Origin of the sequence: Kitasatospora sp. NPDC018058 (assembly GCF_044327205.1) — a bacterium.
In the GTDB taxonomy this organism is placed as follows: domain Bacteria; phylum Actinomycetota; class Actinomycetes; order Streptomycetales; family Streptomycetaceae; genus Kitasatospora.
This window is the reverse complement of record NZ_JBIRFA010000079.1, coordinates 1-16,306: the sequence shown is the minus strand read 5'-3', so window position 1 is coordinate 16,306 and position 16,306 is coordinate 1. Positions and strand designations below refer to the sequence as shown.

Below are 16,306 nucleotides of genomic sequence, written 5' to 3'. Positions count from 1 at the left end.
CCCAGCCCCGGTGCGGGCTCTGGGGGAATGGCAAAAGCGCCCCGGGGGAATTCCCGGGGCGCTTTTGTGTGGGCGGGTTATGCGGCGGGGCGGTAGCCGTCGGCGAGCAGGGCGGCGGCTTCGGTGCGGTAGGCGCTGGCGGTGCTGGAGGAGACGCCGAAGGCGTCGGCGATGGTCTGGAGGTCGACGGCCTCGGGGTCGGGGGCGTGGCCGTGGGGGGTGGCGCTGAGGATCATGCGGGCGACCTTGCGGGCGGCGCGTTCCCGGGGCGTCAGCCGCGCGGCGTCCTCAGCTTCGAGAGCGCGCGCCTCGCGTTCGGCGGCGCGGCGCCGGGCTTCGGCGGCACCCGCCTTCGCTTCGTCAGCACGCGCCAGCGCTTCCGCCTGGGCGGCCTCCGCCTCCAGCGAGCGCGCCTCCGCCTCCGCCGTACGGGCGTCGTGCTCGGCGGCGCGGGCCCGGGCTTCGGCAGCGCGCTCCTCGGTTTCGGCAGCGCGCTCGTCCGTTTCGGCGGCGCGGGCCCGGGCTTCGGCAGCGCGCTCCTCGGCTTCGGCAGCGCGTGCCTTCGCTTCGGCCGCGGCTGCCGTGTCGAGCGCCTCCGTTTCGAGCGCGGCGGCGCGGACGGCGGCGGTGGCGGCGGCTTCGGCCTGGACGGTGGCGGCGTCGGCCTCGGCCTGGGCGGTGGCGGTGACGGCCTGGGCACGGGCCCGGGCGGTGCCGGCCTGCGCCGTCGCCTCGGCCTCGGCGGCCTCCACCGAGGTGTCCGCGCGCAGCTGGGCGATACGGGTGCGGGCCGCTCGCTGGGCGGCGCGTTCGGCGGCCTCGGCGGCCCATTCCTCCTGCTGCTCGGCCCGCAGGCGCTCCGCCTCGGCGGCCTGCTGGGGCAGGGCGAGTGCCTGGTCGACGCTGAGGCCGTAGGGGGCCATGGTCAGCGGCAGTCGGGCATCGGCCGGCGCCTTCCTCCAGGAGCCGTGGTCGCGGTCCAGCAGCTCGCGGTAGACCACGCGTTCCTGCTCCAGGGCCAGGGCCTGGGTGTAGGAGGGGATCGCCCATAGGCGCATCCGGCGGTACAGCTGCCAGGACTGGCGCGGGGCCAGCAGCCACCGGTGCAGGGGCACGGAGCCGCCGTGGCCGGTCTCCAGGCGCACCGCCCGGATCACCAGACGACGGGCGGCCTCGACGGCCAGGATGAACCCGATCGGGATCACGGCGTGGACGGCGGCGCCGGTCGGGTCCTGGAGCACCGGCCGGTGCCCGGAGGAGGCGTTGAACCAGATCGTCGCGGCGGTCATCAGGTGGGCCATCAGGCGCAGGACGGGCCAGGGCGTCTGCTTGCGGATCAGGTGGAGGTCGAGGGCGAGCAGGACGACGATCGCGGCGTCGACGCCGACGGGGAAGGCGTAGGAGAACCAGCCCAGGCCCACCTTTTCGGCGAGGTCGACCAGGGCGCGGTAGGAGCCGGTGAACCCCACGACGGCGACGATGACGCCGCCGATGGCGGCGAGCACCGACACGGCGGTCATCGCGGTGTCCCCGCGCTGTCCCGCCGCGCCCGCGACGGTGGCGGGCGCAGCCGGAGCGGCGGCGGGCGTCCCCGAAACGGCGCCGGGCCCGGCGGGGGCGGCGCGGCCGAGCAGGCCGCCTACCGCGCCCACCAGCGGGCGCCCGGACGGCCCCGGAACGGGCGTCCCCGAAACGGCACCCGGCGTCCCCGAAACGGGGCCGGGTGCGCCCGAAACGGCGTCGGGTGCGGCCGAAGCGTGCCCCGGACTCCAGTCGAGAGTGGTCATTCCATCCTCCGCAGTGGTGACGTCACGACGTCGCAGTGTCACGACGCCATGGGATCACGACGCCATGACGCCATGATCAAGGGGTTGGAGCAGTTCAGACAGCTACGACACCGACACACCCGGTCGCAGACCGGGCCCGAACCGGCCCGCAGCGGGGCGCAGCAGCAGCGCCGGGCACCGCAGCAGCCCCCGCCAGCGCCAGTGCTGGCGGGGGCTCCGGTGGGGTTACTACTTCGAGAGCGGGTGGGTCAGGTTCGCGTCCAGCAGGTCCCGCAGCTCGCTGCCGTCGGTTGTGCGGGTGTCGTAACGGGCGCGGACCTCGGCGACGATCTCGGCGCATCGGTCGGCGTCGCCCGCCTTGCGGGCGGCGATGTACTCCTGGACGCTCTGGTGCTGGCTCATAGCGGGTTCCTCCGGTGTCTCGTGGGGGTGGTGGCCGTGTCGGTGGATCATGCGGCGTTGGTGTGGTGGACGACGATCGTCCGGGCCGGATCAGTGCGTCATGCCGCGTCGGCGGAGCTGACGTCTTCGTGGTGGACACCGGGACCGTTGCCGTTCGGGGTCCTCACTCCGTCGCGGACCCGGATGCCGTTCTTCGCCAGCAGCGCCCGGACCTCCCCCGTGTTCCGCCACGCGGCGTCGAAGGAGGACAGGCGGGCGGCTACGGCGGTGAGCAGGACGGAGACCTCACCGGATGTCATCTCGGTGAGGACGGCGCGGATCTCGTCGGTGGTCGGGGTGACGCGCTGCCTCGGCAGGGACACGCGGGAGCCCTCGTACTCGACCAGGGCGGCCACGATCCGGCGCGCGTTCTCCTCGTCGGTGGCCTCACAGATCATGGTTACCAGGGTCCGGAAGTCCATCGGTCGTCCTCTCTCGGGAGTGGTGCAGGGGTGGGCTGCACCGGGTGCAGCGGTGCAGGTTTTCGCAGGTGACCCGGCCTGCACCACGGTTGGTGCAGGGGGTCTGTCCGGCGGGGGAGGGGAGCGCCCCGCCGGGGTCTGAGGGCGGATCAGGCGGGGGTGTTGTCGAGCGCCAGGCGGGGGGGCCGGTGGGGCTCACGACCGAGGGCGGTGGACAGCTGATCGAAGCGCACTCCGCGCCGGTTGATCCGGGCGGTCTTGGGACCGAGCGTGAGGGGTCCGACAGGCACCCCGAGGGCGGCCAGCCGGGCGGCGAACAGGTCTTCGTCGACGGGGGCCTGTCCGCCCTGCTCGCGGTAGGCCGTGACGAGCTGGGAGAGGTGGACGCCGGGGCGGCCCTCGGCCTTGGCCGCGAACACCTCCCCTTCGACCCACAGGCGCAGCCGCCCGGCGGAGCGGGCGAGATCGGCCGGGGAGGGGTCGGGGTCCCCGGCCTTGGCGTCCTCGGGGGCGTCCTCGTGGGTGTTGTCGGCGCCGCCTTCGGGGGTGCCGTCCGGGTCGGCGGCGGGGGCCTGCTCGTCCCCGGCCGGGGCCGCCTTGCCGGGGGCGGGGGCGTGGATGAGCGCGGCGATCCACCAGGCGCCGATGAGCAGGCCGATGGCGGGCTGGACCCAGGGGCGGGCGAGGGACCAGATCAGCGGGCCACCGACAATCAGCATCAGGGCCGCCGCGCCGGCGGCGTCGCCCGCCCGGCCGAGCTTGGCCTTGCGGGCGGCCTTGGCCTGGTCCAGCTCTATCTGGCGGGCCGTGACCTGGGCGGTCTCCCGGGCCTGGATCATCGCGGCGCGCTTGGTCGCGTCGGGTTCGGCCGCGAGTTTCTTGGCGAACGCGGACTCGGCGGACTCGGCGGCCTTGGTGGCGAGTTCGGCCTGCTGGGCCTTGAGCGCGGCGGCCTCCGCGCGGCGCTCACGCTGGGGGGCCGTCAACTTGCGGATCAGGACGGGCGTGCCGGTGGCCAGGCCAGTGACCGGCCACAGGAGGGTGGCGCTCGGCTTCTCGGTGGGGATGATCTTCTCCATCGCCGTCAGCCGATGAACGAGGTGATCAGGCCGGTCAGGACGCTCGCGGGCAGGGCCCAGAATCCGCCGGCGGCGGCGAACAGGCTGGGTGCGATGGCGCCGCAGAGGGCGTCCTTCCACGCCCGGGGCTTGAGCCCGAAGACGGCGATGGTCAGCACGGCGGCGGTCGCGCCGGTCTGCCACTCCCCCAGCGCGGCGTTGCCCTGGAAGGAGGTGCTGAGCTGCTGGCCGATCCCGGCGAGCTGCTGGAAGGCGGTGCCGGCGTTGGCGGCGAGGAGGCCGACGCCGAACGCCCAGTAGGGGACGTGGTCGGGGTCGACGGTGATCTTGTTCTTTCCGCGGATGCCGACGTACAGGTACATCGTGGTGACGGTGGCGGCGCCGCCGGTGCCGAGTGCGATGAGGCTGCTCATGGTGTGTCTCCTTGGTTGTCAGTAGAGGGGGAGGGCGGCGAGGACGTTGCCAAGGCCGAGCGCGACGGTGAGGCCGGCGGCGACCGGGATGCGCGCGAGGACCAGGAGGACGAGGGGCCGGGCCCCGCGCACCTCGCTCACGCGCAGGCGGCCCCGGTCCCGCAGGTGGGTGTCGAGCCCCCAGCCGAAGGCGGCGAGCAGCAGGCCGACATAGGGCCCGCCGGGCGTGATGACCTGCACGAGCCCGGTCGAATAGCCGCCGACCGCCGAGATCGCGGTCAGGACGCACCAGCGCCGGAACCGGCGGACCCGGTCGGAGGGACCGGCCTCGCGGGCCGCGCGGCGGCGCTCGCGCCGGGCCCGGGTCGCGGCTTCGCGCTTGTCGGCGAGCTGCTGCTGGCGGTGGCGCCGGGTGCGCTGCTCGGGGGTCTCCCCGGCCGCGGCCCGCTCGGCGTCCTCCCGGGCGCGGCGCCGCCGCTTGTCGAGCTCCCGCTCGGTCTCCAGGCGGGCGGTGCGCTCCTCCGGGGTCTCGCTGATCCGGGCGGCGAGCAGGTCGACCATGCCGACGAGGTCGTCCCGGCGGTGGCCGGGGTTGAGGACGTCCTCGACGCGGTGGCGCTCGGCGCGCTGGGCGGCGCTCTCCCCCGCCGCAGCGAAGAGGGCGTCACGCTCGGCGCGCTCGGCGGCGATCCGGGCCTCGTACTCGACCTGCTCGCGCGCCGACCGCTGCGCCTCGGTCTCGTTCATGAGCTGGGTGACCTGCTGGCCGATCTGCGCGGCCATGGCCGGGACCTGCTCCGAGAGGATCCGGCCGACCGGCGCCCAGAACGCGGCGGCGGTCTCCTCCATCGAGGCCATCGAGGCCGGGCCGCCGACGCCGACCGGGACCGGGATGTGCACGATGGCATCCGGGGCCGAGGGCTGAACCGGGGCGGGGATGCGAGGGCCGTCCTTGCGCCACCACTCGGCCACGGGTTCGGGCTCGGGGGTCGGCATGCCGGCGGTCGGCGGCTCGGTGGGGGGCGGGGGGATCGTCACCGGTTCTCCCCCTCACGACGGGCCAGGAGCCGGGCGAAGTAGAAGGCGAGCGCCGCGTCCCCCAGGATCAGGAGCAGGCAGATCAAATCCCAGATCATGTGTTTCTCCAGGTCAGAGGAGGTGCGCACCCCGTGGTGTGCGGGGTGCGCACCTGAGGGATGGCGGTCAGGAGGAGGAGCGGCCGAGCCGGTCACGGCTGTGGCCGGTGCGCGGGGCGTAGACCGGGCGGCCGTTGGCGCGGGCCTCGTCGTAGTCGGCGCCGGTCCAGGTGCGGCCGGTGGCGTCGACGTGGTCGGGGGTGTCCGTGCGGGTGCTGGGCTTGGACTCGGAGCGGCTGGTGCGTCGGAAGAGGCCCATCAGTCGCGCTCCCCGATCCGGCCGGTGAGCACGAACGGCTCGCCCTCGACCACGCACATCGCGTGGAACTCGGCGGGGGCCTGTCCGTCGCTGCTGGCGTCGGTGACCGCGATCCGGGAGCACCACGACTCGCGGATCAGCCCGGTGACGATGTGGATGGGCACGGGGCTGGCGGCGCGGTAGGCGACGCCGTCGCGGTGGACGGTGCCGACCAGCGGCAACTGGGCGATGGGCTTGCTCACTTCGCACCGCCCTTGCCGGACAGGTTGTCCAGGTGACGACCGGCGGCGTCGCCGGCCTGGGAGCGGTCCTCGGGGGTGATCGGGGGGATCCGGGTAGCGTCAGACATGGCTGAGCCCTCCTTGTCAGGGGTTGGCCTGAGCCCGTCCGGGGTTGCGCCCCCAGACGGGCCGGTCCTGCCCGGGGTTGCACCCCCGGGCAGGGCCGTTCAACGCCGTCCCGGGTTGCACCCCAGGACGGCGTTTTTTGCGTTTACGCAGGTGGCACGACATGCCCGCGTCGGTTGCGCCCGCCGCGTTCCGCCTTGCCGATACTGTTCTAGCACACTCAGTTGGGAGTATGCTAGAACAGTCGCCAGAACGGTTGAAACGGATCGCGTGCTAGTACGCTCAGCGCGACAGAGAGGGAGGACACAGTGAGCCCCAAGATTGAGCGGCCCGCGCCGCCATACATGCAGGTGGCGGACCATTACCGCCGCCAGATTCAGGACGGGACCTTGACGGATGGGGCCCGCCTTCCCGCGGTCGCCACCATCGCCCGCGAGTGGGGAGTGGCCCACGCAACGGCGGCCAAGGTGATCTCTCAGCTTCAGGTGGAGGGCCTGGTCATCAGCACCCCCCGCGGGTCTTTCGTCGCGGCCCGTGACCACTCCGCCACCAGTGCCCACGACCGCGTAATGCGGTCCCACCGCTCCGGCAGCACAGCGAGCCAGGCCGAGCACCACCGGATCCTGTCCGCCGCCCTGACTGAGGCTCCGGTGTACGTCGCCGAGCTGCTCGACCTGGAGCACGGTGCGCAGGTCGTGCGCCGCGAAATGGCGACCATAGAGAGCGGGCGCGTCCAGGCGCTGACTGTCACCTGGCACGCTGGCGACCTCGCGGAGCTGGTCCCGATGCTCCTCAGCACGGCCAACAGCCAGGTCGGCCAGCTCCTCCCCGCAATTGAGGCAGTCGCCGGTCCGGTCACCCGGGGCCAGGACTGGTACCACGCCAGGGCCGCCGACTCCCGCGAGGCCAGCGCGCTCGGCATCCCAGTCGGCAGCCCGACCCTCGCCGGCACATGGATCCTGTGGTCCGCCGCAGACCGAATCCTGGAGTACGGAGAAACGTGCCTGCCGCCTCGCAGTACGGTCTCCTACCCGTACGAAATTCCGGCGACCGCACCTGACGGTGGCTCCGATGATTGAACCGATGAAGGAGCTGCAACAACTCACTCGTGAGATCGCCGACGGCCGGTGGAGCCCATCTAGAGGTGATTCTGAAATCGCGCGAGAAATTATTGAATCCGCAATTTCTGAGGGTTCAATTCACGCGGCGATTTCCAATCGAGCCGACAGCAGCGCCTTCACTCGCGCTTTGAGGCGTGTGGAGGCCGTTCTGAGCCTGCCGCCGGTCCACGAGGAGCCGACGGCCCGCGCCGCGTTGGTCTCGGCCCTGTACGAGCTACTCCGGGCCGTAAGCCATCCAACGGCATGATGCAACGCAACAGGCCCCGCCGACGGCGGGGCCTGCAGGTCCTCCGGGGCGGCAACCCCGGCGGAGAAGCACTCTCTAGGGCATAGAGGAGGTGCGCTCACCTTGAGCGTACGCAACACCGTCAGCAGCACGCCACACGCACTGGCCGTGGCGCTCGGCACGTCGCTGGGCGGTGTGCGATGAGCAACGAGGCCCAGGCCTACGCGGCCAAGGTCAAGGTCGGCGACATCACGGCCAAGTTCGTCCTGAGCCGTCTCGCGGACCGCGCCGACGAACGCTTCTCCTGCTTCCCCTCCGTACCGCTGCTCGCCGCCGAGGCGGAGAAGTCCGAGCGAGTCGTACAGCGAGCGTTGGCGCTGCTGCGCACGCTGCGCCTCGTCTCAGACAAGACGACGACGCGGCCGGACGGCTCGCAGGGAGCGAACCGGTACTACCTGCACGGCCCCTGGGACAACTACGCGGGCACGGGCGTGCCGTTCCCGGAGGTCGTGACGCCCAAGGAGAAGCGGGCCCAGCTGTGGGCCGAGAGGCCGGCCGAAGGCGAGTTCCGGGAAGGTACCGCTGCCGCCGTCGCGGTGTCCGGCGACCGCGAAGCGGCTGCCGCGCTGGAGGCTGCCGCGCGGGCTGCGGCCCTGGAGACCGAGGCCGCGGCCGAGGCCCGCCGGGAGAAGGCCCGCAACGCCCGGAAGGCCTCGAAGTCGCAGGCCCGGGACATTTCCGCAGGTCAGACCGGGGTGACGTCCACGTCACCCCACCCGGTGACGTCCACGTCACCCCACCCGGTGACGTCCACGTCACCCCTAGAACCATCAGTAGTAACCCCCAACTCGAACGCCTCTTCCGTCCCTCCGTCCTTCCCTGACCGTGGCGCGCGTGCGAACGCGGCGGATGGACGGATGGACGGCGGTGAGGTCGATCAGCAGGACCAGGAGCAGCCCGGCGGACCGGCGGTGGGCGGCGAGGTGCCGCCTGCTCCGGCTGCGCCGGTCGCGTCGGCCGGGGTGATGCTGCTGCTGGAGATCGGCGCGGCGGTGCCGGAGCTGAGGGTGTCCGGTGACGCGTTGCGGGACCAGGGCGCGGCCCTGGACCGGCGGCTCGCGGCGGGCTGGCCCGTGGAGCTGCTGCGTGCGGCGGTGACGGCGGGCTCGAAGGAGAAGATCCGCGACGCCGGGTCCGTCCTGGCCTACCGGATCGCCCTGCTTCCCGAGGCCCCGGGTGTCCTGCCCGCGCAGAGCGTTCCCGCGCCGACCGTGCCGGGACAGGCAGACGCCCAGTCGCGTCCGGTGGTGAACTACCGCTGCCCGGGCTACCCGGGCCGGGCCAGTGCCTGCGGGCAGCTGGTCGCGATCGACGGGATGCTCTGCCCGGCCTGCCTGAGCGAGCGAACCCCGTCGGCGCCCTCGCAGCCGTGCGCCGCGCCCGTGCAGGCGGTTGCGGCCGACCTGACGCCCTGCTCCACCGACGGCTGCGACAGGCCCGCCGTCCTGCACGGCCAGTGCACCCGCTGCCGCCGCGAGGACCGGGAGCGAATGGAGGCACAGGCGGCGTTCGCGTCACTTCTGGGCCAGGAAGGCGTTCCAGCGGCGCTCTGACGGCCGTTCACCCCCGTCCGGGTCTCTCTTGGCGGGGGTGGGACTGATCGGCCGTCAGCGGTGGCCTGTAGGGCTTCGGGTTGCTGTGGTTGGCCCGGCGGCCCGTGGTCGGCTTCCACAGGGGGGACTCTCAGTCCCCCCTGTGGCGCCCGGCTTGCTGCGGCCGGGGCGCGCCGCCGGCCTGACCGTGGAGGCCGGTGAGGCCGGGCGGGGGGACTGCAAGACCCCCCGCGGGTGTTCCGCCTGGTGTCACGGATCGTGATGTTCATCTTCATCATCAACCGGCCGGACCCGTGAAAACCGGGTGCTCAACACGCGCGTGCGTCGCACGCGCGCGAGGGTTGTGAATTCGGTGACCCTCTGTCAACCCCATCATCGAAAGGCTGAGCCCGTGGACGAGATCACCGACGGTCTGGAACGCGCGCTGCGCACCCGGCCGATCCCGCGTTCCGTTCCGGCCCGCGTCCGGGTCCTGGTCCGCGCCGCGAAGGGCTCCACCGCCGCCGTCGCCGCGCAGCTCGGCGTCTCCCAGCGCACCGTGCAGCGCTGGCTCAAAGGCCAGGCGGTCCCGAAGCCGGCCGCGGCCGAGGCGATCGAGCGGGCCGTCACCGCCACCTGGCAGCCCCGGGTCCGGGCCCGCCAGCGCCGCGCTGCCATCCAGCGCGGCATCACGGTCCACACCAGCGCCCAGTTCGGCTACACCAGCGCAGCCGGGTCCACCGACGATCCGCGGCTGCGTCAGATAACCCAGCACCTGCCCGGAGAGACCGCCGGTCGCCTCCTGGACGCCCACGCCGCCGGGGCCGGCGAACAGGAACTGGAACAGCTGCTCGCCCAGGCGCTCGGCGAGCACTACTTCCGCGACGGCGGGCGGCGTGCCGGCGGCCTCGACGTGGAGCTCACCGGCGTCCAGTGGGCCGACGTCGAGATCCTGTGACGCCCGCCCGGCACCGTGCCGGGGCCTCGCGCGCGTTTGGCGTGCACGCGTGCCCGTGCCCACGCGTGCACACGAGGCGAGAGCCCCCACCGTCGGTGGGGGCTCTGCCATGCTCGGCGGATGTCGTACGACTACTGGTGCGGGGTCTGCCGCACCATCAGCACCCACCCCAGCCGGGCGGCTGCCGAGACCGGCCGGGCCGACCACATTGCCGCGGTCCACCACGGGCGCCGCCCCGACCGGGAGCGGATCACCCCTCCCCCGGCCCCGGCCCCTGCGCCCGCTCCACGGCCGTCCGTGCTGATCGCCCTGCTGACCAAGTCGAAGGCCGCCACGGCCTTCGTGCTCGTGTTCGTCGTGATCTTCCTCTACGGGCTGCTCAAGTGGAGCGACCGCGTCGCCCACACCTACCTGCCCGCCCACGCTCCCACGGTCCAGCCCAGCACCGCCCCACCCAGCCCCTGACGGGACCGCCGGCGCCATGACGGCGACCGGCCCGTGGGTCCTGATGTAGCTCCTGATGTGGCTTCTGCTGTCACTCCTGATGTGGCTCCTGATGTGAGCCACCCACCGACGGCGCACCGTCCGCGCTAGCGCAGGTCAGGGCCCGCTCACCAAGGTCTGGAAAATCCGACATCCCTCTCCTGGGCCCTTCCTTCGCCTGGTGGTGGGTGGGTGGGGCGGTCGTCGAGGCCCGGCGCCTGCGGCGGGCTGGTCTGGTGGTGGCGTCCGGCGGTGCCGGCCGCGCGGTGGCGGCCGCGATCCGGGCGTGCGACGAGCTGACCGCCCGCCTCTTGTGAGTGGTCTTGTGGGGCGCCTTGTGAGTGGTCTTGTGGGACGTCTAGCTGGTGGTCTTGTGGGTGCACAGTGATCCCGCCCGGTCCGGCATCACCCCAGGTCAAGCCCGGTTTTCGGCGGACCTGAAATTCCGACAACCCCTTCTCTGTCCTTTGTCTTGGGTAGTGAGGTGGTCGGTCGGTTCGGGGTTCACGCCTGCGGCGGGCTGGTGGTTCTTCTGCGCGTCCGGCGAAGCCGTCCGCGCCGAGCCGGGGGCCAGCCGACCGCGGCCCCCGGTCGGCGCCGGGCCGGCTGCACGTAGGTACCACCGCAGGTGGCACCGAGGGCACCACCGCAGGTACGCCCGTAGCTACCACCGTAGGCACCCCGCCGCTCCCGGCCGCCTTCGCGCATTCCCGCAGGTCAAGCCACCTTTTCGGGCCGCCGGAAAATCAGACAACCCCCTTCTGTCTGTCCCTTTCCCCTGGATTGCTGGTTGGTGGAGGTGCGGTTGTGGGTGACGGTCCGGACGGCAGGGGGTCTCCACCCTGCGGGGCCGTGATGGTGGTGAGCGCCCGGCGAAGGCCGGCCGCCCCGCCTGGCCGCGTCCCACGCGTGGGACCCCGGCGCGGGCGGCTGGGCTCGCGGCGCTCGGGCCGCCGGGGCTCGGCCACACAGCGTGTTCGGAGGATCATGGATGGGGTGACGACACCTTCCGCCCGGCGCCCGCTGTACCGGCGCCCGGACTCCGACCCCGCCCAGCCGTCCGCCCCGGCCGCGCCGGTGGGGCTGCGCCTGCTGGCCGTCGAGCTCGCCGCCGCCTCGGACCCGGACCCGGTTCCGGTCCCGCCCGTCCAGGCGCCGCCCGCCGGGCCGGGCCGCAGGCCTCTGGCCGATCCCGGCAGCCGGTAGTGCCTCGCTTCCGACCGGCGCCACGGACGGGCCCTGACGACGGCACAGCGGCGCTCTGACGCCTCGTCCGGCCCCCGGGCCCGGCCCGCCCCTGTGCGGCCCGGGAACGGCCCTTCTCGGTCCTCGGCGGTCCCATGACGTCGTGCCGTCGTGACGTCACAGCACCCCATACAGCAACCCCTTACAGGGCCGTCGGCGATCCGTCGCCGATCCGTTGTCGGGGCCCGCTGATCTGTCGCTGATCCGTCCCCGGTGACGGATCAGCGACAGATCGGCGACGGATCGCCGGACGGATCGTGACCTGCGGAAACGAATCAGACGGATCGATTCCCGCGCACCCCCTCCGGGGCCGCCAGCGGCCCGCTGTATGGGGTGTCGGGGGTGTATGGGGTGTAGGGGTCGGCACCCTCTCGAAGGGCCCCCAGAGTCCTCCGGGCCGGGTAGCCCCGGGGGATCCCATACAACCCAACCTGGGTTGCCGGGGACCATCAAGGTCTCCGGCAGAGACCTTGATGGTCCCCGGCGGGCATCACGGTGCCGCTGTGCGGCGGTAGGGCTGTCGCGCCCCAGTCGCAGGCGGTCAGGAGGTTGCCCTACGAGTAGCCCTACGAGTTTCCGTACGAGGCGCCCTACGAGTGGCCCTACAAGGCGCCCTACGAGTTGCCCCTACGCCACCGCCCTATAGGGAGAACCGGCACGTCACAGGCCTGGTCAAGGGGCGCCGGCCGTGCCGACTACTTCTCTGAGAGACCCCGACGAGGAACAGAGAAGAGCACCGAGGGTGTCCCGTACCGCCCCGCCGGACCCCGCCGAACGCCCCGGTGGTGTCGGCCCCCGCGGCATCACCGCGCCACCCTAGGCTGACGGCCATGGATATCTTCGCCACGGCCAACCAGAAGGGCGGCGTCGGCAAGACCGCGACGACCGTCAACCTCGGGGCGGCCCTCGCCGAGGAGGGCCGCCGTGTCCTCCTGGTCGACTTCGACCCCCAAGGCCATCTCTCGGAAGCTCTGGGTGTCCCGGAGACCCCCGACGACCGCACCCTGTGCGGCTGGCTGCTCGGGGAGTGGACCGGCGACCCCCGCGAGATGATCGCCTCCCACCGCGACCGCCTCGACGTGCTGCCCACCCACCTCGACATGGCCCTGATGGAGCGGGGCCTCTACATGAAGAACAACCGTGAGCGGCGCCTGTCCAGGTTGTTGGAGCACCTGGAGGACGACTACGACGTCTGCGTCGTCGACTGCGCGCCCTCCCTCGGCGTCATCACCGACTGCGCCCTGATGGCCGCCCGCCGCCGTCCCGGCCGGCGAGGCGGCGTCATCGTCCCCGTCGAGGCAGAGGACTCCAGTATCCGCGCGCTGCGCCTGCTGCTGCGCCAGATCGGCGTCCTGTCCGCCGAGATGGACATCGACCTCGACGTCCTGGGCCTGGTCCCCTCCCGCTACGACCTGCGCGACGGCCGACTCGTCACCGGCACCCTCGCCGCTTTCCGCGACCTGGGCACCCCGCCCGTGCTCGCCGAGATCCGCAAGCGCACCGACGTCCGCGAGGCCTGGCGCGCCCGGGTCTCCGTCCTCGAGTACGCGCCGACCTCCGAGGTCGCCGGCTGGTACCGCGACCTGGCCAAGGCGGTGTACGCATGAGCGCCGCCCGCACCCCGCGCCCAGGCCCGGACATGGGCGGCCTCACGGGCGACTGGGAACGCCTCGCCCGGATCCGGGCGAAGGCCGAAGACGCTGCCGCCACCCGGGCAGAACCCCAGGCCAACGAGCCGGACAGCCCCCAAAACGACGCCGTGACGTCACGACACCACGACGCCACCACCGACGACGCCGACGGGACCTCCGACACCGACCAGCCGCGCCCGGCCCGCCCCCAACGCCGGGCACGCGGCGGTCGGCGCCCCGCCCCGGCCGCCTCCGACGCCGTCGCCCTCACCGTCCGCGTCGACCCCGACGAGGCCACCGAGATCGACCACTGGCTCCTCGCCCTGCGCGACGACGCCCACCGCACCCGCCTCGACAAGGCCGAGGCCATCCGCGAACTGCTGCGCCTGGCCCGCGACCACGAACCCACCCGCAAGGCCCTACTCAAGCGGCTCACCTGAGCCGGGTTTCGCCCCGGGGCGAAACCCGCCGGTGATCGTCGGCCCGGCCCCGCATCCGGGCCGTCCGCTCACCCGGCTACCATCCCGATCATGGACCAGGATTTCGACGCGCGAGGAATCAACACCGAACAGGACGCCCCCGCCTGCCCGCAGTGCGGCACCACGCTGCGCACCGGCGGCCCCGGCCGCAAGCCGGTCTACTGCTCCCGCTCTTGCTCCTCCAAGGCCTACCGCCAACGCCGCGCGCAGAGCCACCAAGACGTCGTCGCCGACGCCCTTGTTTCCTCGCGCGTCGAAATCCCCGACGCCCCGGAACCCGGCCACCAACACCTGCTCGAACTCGCCGCCGCCATCGGACGCAGCGCCGCCCGCTACCTCCAAGCCCTCGACCAAGCCCGCCTCGGCCACGGCGACGACCCACGCTGCAACCAAGCCCTCCAACGACTCGAAGCCAGCGCCACCGCCGCCACCCAGCGCATGCTGCGCCAGGCCCACTTCCTGCGCTACGAGATGGTGACCGCCCGCCTCGCCGCCGAACGGGCCGCCGCCCCGGCCGCGCCCGCCGGCGAAACGACGCGCGTCGAAACAAGCCCGGCGCCCGCCGGCGAAACGACGCCCGAAGCACCGGCCACCGCACCCGCCCCCAACGTTGATTCCTCGCGCGTCGAAACCGCCGCCCCCGCCCCCGCCATCATTTCCCCGCGCGTCGAAACCGCCGCACCCGCCCCCGACCTTGATTCCTCGCGCGTCGAAACCGCCGCCCCCGCTCCGACCACCGACCCCGGCCAGCTCCGCCTGGCGCTCGCCGACGAACGCACCGCCCACTCACCACTCGCCCGAGCACTGGGCGCGCCGACCGACACCTGGAGCATCAACGACAGCGACCTGGTGGTGGAGGGCTGGAACACCGTCGACCTGTTCGCCGTCCGCGACCCGGACCGCCGCCTGCTCGGCTGGGTCGAGGCGCTCGGCGACGGCTGGGGCACCTACATCAAGGGCCGCCTGGTCATCGACGCCACCGACGGCGCCCCCTGGCTCTCCACGGACGCACCCCACGCCGTCGCCCTGCTCCGCGTGGCCCGGGACCAGCACCTGACCTGACCCGCGCCTGCGACACAGCCCGCGGCCAAGGGCCCCCGCAGCGCCTCGCACTGCTCCAGCGGATCATCTGGCAGGGCGTCCCCGGGCCGCCCTCCGGGGCGCTTCGGACGAGTCCTGGATGGGGGCCTGAATGGGGGCCCGCCGTCACTCCTGAATGAGGGCCTGCATGGGGGCCTGGATGCGGTCCCCACCCCTCGGCGTGCCCGCTGTGTCCTTGCAGGTCAAACCCCCTTCATCAAGGTTCGAAAACCCGGACAACCAGTCCTCGGGTGGGGTGGGGCGGTGTTCGTCGGCCTGGATCAGTGGGCCTGCGGCGCCAGGTGGTCGGCGTCCGGCGGTGCCGGCCGCGTGCCCGGGGCGGTGCGCCTCGGGGGTCCGTACGGGGTTCGGCAGGGGGTTCGGCACGGCGTTCTGTACGGCGTTCTGTACGGGGGTCGGTACAGCCACCGCCGCCCCGCCGTCCGGACGCCCGTCTGCCCAGCTCAGGGCCGGTGAGCTTCCAACCTCACCACCCCGACTTACCTCTCTGGGGCCCTGCTGCCTGGGGTGTGGGGGGTGGGCGTGGTCGGGCGCGGTTCGGTGGCCGGGCGCTGCGCTGCGCCCTCTCTTCCTCGCGTCCGGCTGGTGCCGGCCGCGCGTGGTGGGGTGGTGGCTCTACAGCGCCGCTACCGGCCCTCGCCTGGCCGTGCGTCAAGGCGTCGCCTGACGCCGGGGTGGTGTCGCTCACCGCCCCGGCGCGCCCCGGCCATCCGGGCCGGGATTCGCCCCGGAACCCCGACCGCGCGGCCCCAGCCGCGACACCGCGCCCCATCTCGTGCTTCCAGAGCCCCGCCACCAGCCCGGCCACAACGGCACGCCGGCCCGACACTCACCCCATCACCACACCGCCCCGGACGTCATACCGATGACATTCCCACTGGTCACCGCGCTGCGGAATCCGACATGCACCCCGGACAGCGGAGCGCAGAAGGCCCCCGGTTGCATTGAGGTACGCAACACCAGAGGCTGGGGAAGCTGGTCTATCGCTGCGCGTGTCGCATAGGTCATTGACAGTGCAAATTTCGAATCCCGGGACGAGGAAGGATGCTCTAAAAATGGGTCCCAAAGTGTACTCGCCGCAAGAATTTTTCGCCAGAAATGACCTGGGGGCGCCGCTAGTCCTCACCGGCATGGTCAAAAAGGAGGAGAATGACGATCAGTTCGTCTCTTTTGCCGTCGGCACCAGTTGTTCCAACTGGAGAAGAGTCCCTGCTGACGCCATCGAAGGTATCGAGCACCTGAGAGATATCTCTTGTCAAGACCACATGCACCCGCTGGTAAATGTTTCATTCAAGAGGCCCCAGTCTGATGAGGGGCTACTGTTCGCTTCGTTGACCTCGGACATGAAGGTCGAAGCCCACAGGATCATCACCAAGGTGGCGAAAGCCTCTAGGAATGGCGACCCAACAAAAGAAATCGACCAAGGGAGTTGTGCTAACTGCCTGAACTACTGCGGGACCGTCAGCATGGATCAATTCTTCCAATGCTATGCCTTTTGCTTGGACGTCATGTGCCCGGACACCTGAACGTGCGACCCGGGTCAGGCGGGCATTCCGGCCTGACCCGCGATGGGCACCGGGGTTGCT

Annotated in this window: 18 protein-coding genes; 10 read left to right on the top strand and 8 right to left on the bottom strand. The window is 72.4% G+C overall.

All coding sequences use genetic code 11. The features are described from left to right. Positions 1 to 77: 77 nt before the first annotated feature. From ACH4E7_RS43535 to ACH4E7_RS43500, 8 genes are all read right to left on the bottom strand, one after another. Complete coding sequence (locus ACH4E7_RS43535; RefSeq protein ID WP_396254761.1) at positions 78 to 1,652, bottom strand: DUF2637 domain-containing protein; 1,575 nt, start codon at positions 1,650 to 1,652, stop codon at positions 78 to 80. A 363-nt stretch (positions 1,653 to 2,015) separates the two neighbouring features. Then, positions 2,016 to 2,189 carry a hypothetical protein gene (locus tag ACH4E7_RS43530; RefSeq protein ID WP_396254760.1) on the bottom strand — a complete coding sequence of 58 codons (174 nt, stop codon included), beginning with the start codon at positions 2,187 to 2,189 and terminating at the stop codon, positions 2,016 to 2,018. 98 nt (positions 2,190 to 2,287) lie between these two features. Then, positions 2,288 to 2,650 (bottom strand): hypothetical protein, encoded by a 363-nt coding sequence (locus ACH4E7_RS43525; RefSeq protein ID WP_396254759.1) that lies wholly within the window; start codon positions 2,648 to 2,650, stop codon positions 2,288 to 2,290. A 149-nt stretch (positions 2,651 to 2,799) separates the two neighbouring features. Further along, positions 2,800 to 3,729 (bottom strand): hypothetical protein, encoded by a 930-nt coding sequence (locus ACH4E7_RS43520; protein WP_396254758.1) that lies wholly within the window; start codon positions 3,727 to 3,729, stop codon positions 2,800 to 2,802. Between the two features lie 5 nt (positions 3,730 to 3,734). Next, positions 3,735 to 4,142 carry a hypothetical protein gene (locus ACH4E7_RS43515; RefSeq protein ID WP_396254757.1) on the bottom strand — a complete coding sequence of 136 codons (408 nt, stop codon included), beginning with the start codon at positions 4,140 to 4,142 and terminating at the stop codon, positions 3,735 to 3,737. An 18-nt stretch (positions 4,143 to 4,160) separates the two neighbouring features. Further along, on the bottom strand, positions 4,161 to 5,180 hold the full coding sequence (locus tag ACH4E7_RS43510; RefSeq protein WP_396254756.1) for a hypothetical protein: 1,020 nt from the start codon (positions 5,178 to 5,180) through the stop codon (positions 4,161 to 4,163). 165 nt (positions 5,181 to 5,345) lie between these two features. Beyond that, positions 5,346 to 5,537, bottom strand: a complete 192-nt coding sequence (locus ACH4E7_RS43505) for a hypothetical protein (protein ID WP_396254755.1) — start codon at positions 5,535 to 5,537, stop codon at positions 5,346 to 5,348. After that, entirely contained in the window at positions 5,537 to 5,779 is a 243-nt protein-coding gene (locus tag ACH4E7_RS43500; protein ID WP_396254754.1) for a hypothetical protein, read from the bottom strand. The genes ACH4E7_RS43505 and ACH4E7_RS43500 overlap by 1 nt, the downstream gene beginning before the upstream one ends. 413 nt (positions 5,780 to 6,192) lie before the next feature. Between ACH4E7_RS43500 and ACH4E7_RS43495 the strand changes: the two genes are divergently transcribed. From ACH4E7_RS43495 to ACH4E7_RS43450, 10 genes are all read left to right on the top strand, one after another. Next, positions 6,193 to 6,963 carry a GntR family transcriptional regulator gene (locus tag ACH4E7_RS43495; RefSeq protein ID WP_396254753.1) on the top strand — a complete coding sequence of 257 codons (771 nt, stop codon included), beginning with the start codon at positions 6,193 to 6,195 and terminating at the stop codon, positions 6,961 to 6,963. 4 nt (positions 6,964 to 6,967) lie between these two features. After that, the gene (locus ACH4E7_RS43490) at positions 6,968 to 7,252 is read left to right on the top strand and encodes a hypothetical protein (RefSeq protein WP_396254752.1); all 285 of its coding nucleotides are present in this window, start codon (positions 6,968 to 6,970) and stop codon (positions 7,250 to 7,252) included. 179 nt (positions 7,253 to 7,431) lie between these two features. After that, positions 7,432 to 8,844: a helix-turn-helix domain-containing protein gene (locus ACH4E7_RS43485; RefSeq protein ID WP_396254751.1), complete on the top strand. Its 1,413-nt coding sequence runs from the start codon at positions 7,432 to 7,434 to the stop codon at positions 8,842 to 8,844. A 391-nt stretch (positions 8,845 to 9,235) separates the two neighbouring features. Beyond that, the gene (tpg, locus tag ACH4E7_RS43480) at positions 9,236 to 9,781 is read left to right on the top strand and encodes a telomere-protecting terminal protein Tpg (protein WP_396254750.1); all 546 of its coding nucleotides are present in this window, start codon (positions 9,236 to 9,238) and stop codon (positions 9,779 to 9,781) included. Positions 9,782 to 9,901: 120 nt separating this feature from the next. Further along, positions 9,902 to 10,246 carry a hypothetical protein gene (locus ACH4E7_RS43475; protein ID WP_396254749.1) on the top strand — a complete coding sequence of 115 codons (345 nt, stop codon included), beginning with the start codon at positions 9,902 to 9,904 and terminating at the stop codon, positions 10,244 to 10,246. Between the two features lie 1,014 nt (positions 10,247 to 11,260). After that, positions 11,261 to 11,470: a hypothetical protein gene (locus ACH4E7_RS43470; RefSeq protein ID WP_396254748.1), complete on the top strand. Its 210-nt coding sequence runs from the start codon at positions 11,261 to 11,263 to the stop codon at positions 11,468 to 11,470. Positions 11,471 to 12,339: 869 nt separating this feature from the next. Continuing rightward, entirely contained in the window at positions 12,340 to 13,116 is a 777-nt protein-coding gene (locus ACH4E7_RS43465; RefSeq protein ID WP_396254747.1) for a ParA family protein, read from the top strand. Then, complete coding sequence (locus ACH4E7_RS43460; protein WP_396254746.1) at positions 13,113 to 13,580, top strand: hypothetical protein; 468 nt, start codon at positions 13,113 to 13,115, stop codon at positions 13,578 to 13,580. The genes ACH4E7_RS43465 and ACH4E7_RS43460 overlap by 4 nt, the downstream gene beginning before the upstream one ends. 90 nt (positions 13,581 to 13,670) lie before the next feature. After that, a complete protein-coding gene (locus ACH4E7_RS43455) occupies positions 13,671 to 14,681 on the top strand; it encodes a hypothetical protein (protein ID WP_396254745.1) in 1,011 nt (336 codons plus the stop codon). Positions 14,682 to 15,775: 1,094 nt separating this feature from the next. Continuing rightward, positions 15,776 to 16,246, top strand: a complete 471-nt coding sequence (locus tag ACH4E7_RS43450) for a hypothetical protein (RefSeq protein WP_396254744.1) — start codon at positions 15,776 to 15,778, stop codon at positions 16,244 to 16,246. The last annotated feature ends 60 nt before the right edge of the window (positions 16,247 to 16,306 follow it).

What these genes read in the sequence shown, in the direction of transcription:
- ACH4E7_RS43530 (WP_396254760.1), bottom strand. Translation starts at nt 2,189, where the DNA reads ATGAGCCAGCACCAGAGCGTCCAGGAGTACATCGCCGCCCGCAAGGCG.
- ACH4E7_RS43525 (WP_396254759.1), bottom strand. Translation starts at nt 2,650, where the DNA reads ATGGACTTCCGGACCCTGGTAACCATGATCTGTGAGGCCACCGACGAG.
- ACH4E7_RS43520 (WP_396254758.1), bottom strand. Translation starts at nt 3,729, where the DNA reads ATGGAGAAGATCATCCCCACCGAGAAGCCGAGCGCCACCCTCCTGTGG.
- ACH4E7_RS43515 (WP_396254757.1), bottom strand. Translation starts at nt 4,142, where the DNA reads ATGAGCAGCCTCATCGCACTCGGCACCGGCGGCGCCGCCACCGTCACC.
- ACH4E7_RS43505 (WP_396254755.1), bottom strand. Translation starts at nt 5,537, where the DNA reads ATGGGCCTCTTCCGACGCACCAGCCGCTCCGAGTCCAAGCCCAGCACC.
- ACH4E7_RS43490 (WP_396254752.1), top strand. Translation starts at nt 6,968, where the DNA reads ATGAAGGAGCTGCAACAACTCACTCGTGAGATCGCCGACGGCCGGTGG.
- ACH4E7_RS43485 (WP_396254751.1), top strand. Translation starts at nt 7,432, where the DNA reads ATGAGCAACGAGGCCCAGGCCTACGCGGCCAAGGTCAAGGTCGGCGAC.
- ACH4E7_RS43475 (WP_396254749.1), top strand. Translation starts at nt 9,902, where the DNA reads ATGTCGTACGACTACTGGTGCGGGGTCTGCCGCACCATCAGCACCCAC.
- ACH4E7_RS43465 (WP_396254747.1), top strand. Translation starts at nt 12,340, where the DNA reads ATGGATATCTTCGCCACGGCCAACCAGAAGGGCGGCGTCGGCAAGACC.
- ACH4E7_RS43460 (WP_396254746.1), top strand. Translation starts at nt 13,113, where the DNA reads ATGAGCGCCGCCCGCACCCCGCGCCCAGGCCCGGACATGGGCGGCCTC.
- ACH4E7_RS43455 (WP_396254745.1), top strand. Translation starts at nt 13,671, where the DNA reads ATGGACCAGGATTTCGACGCGCGAGGAATCAACACCGAACAGGACGCC.
- ACH4E7_RS43450 (WP_396254744.1), top strand. Translation starts at nt 15,776, where the DNA reads ATGGGTCCCAAAGTGTACTCGCCGCAAGAATTTTTCGCCAGAAATGAC.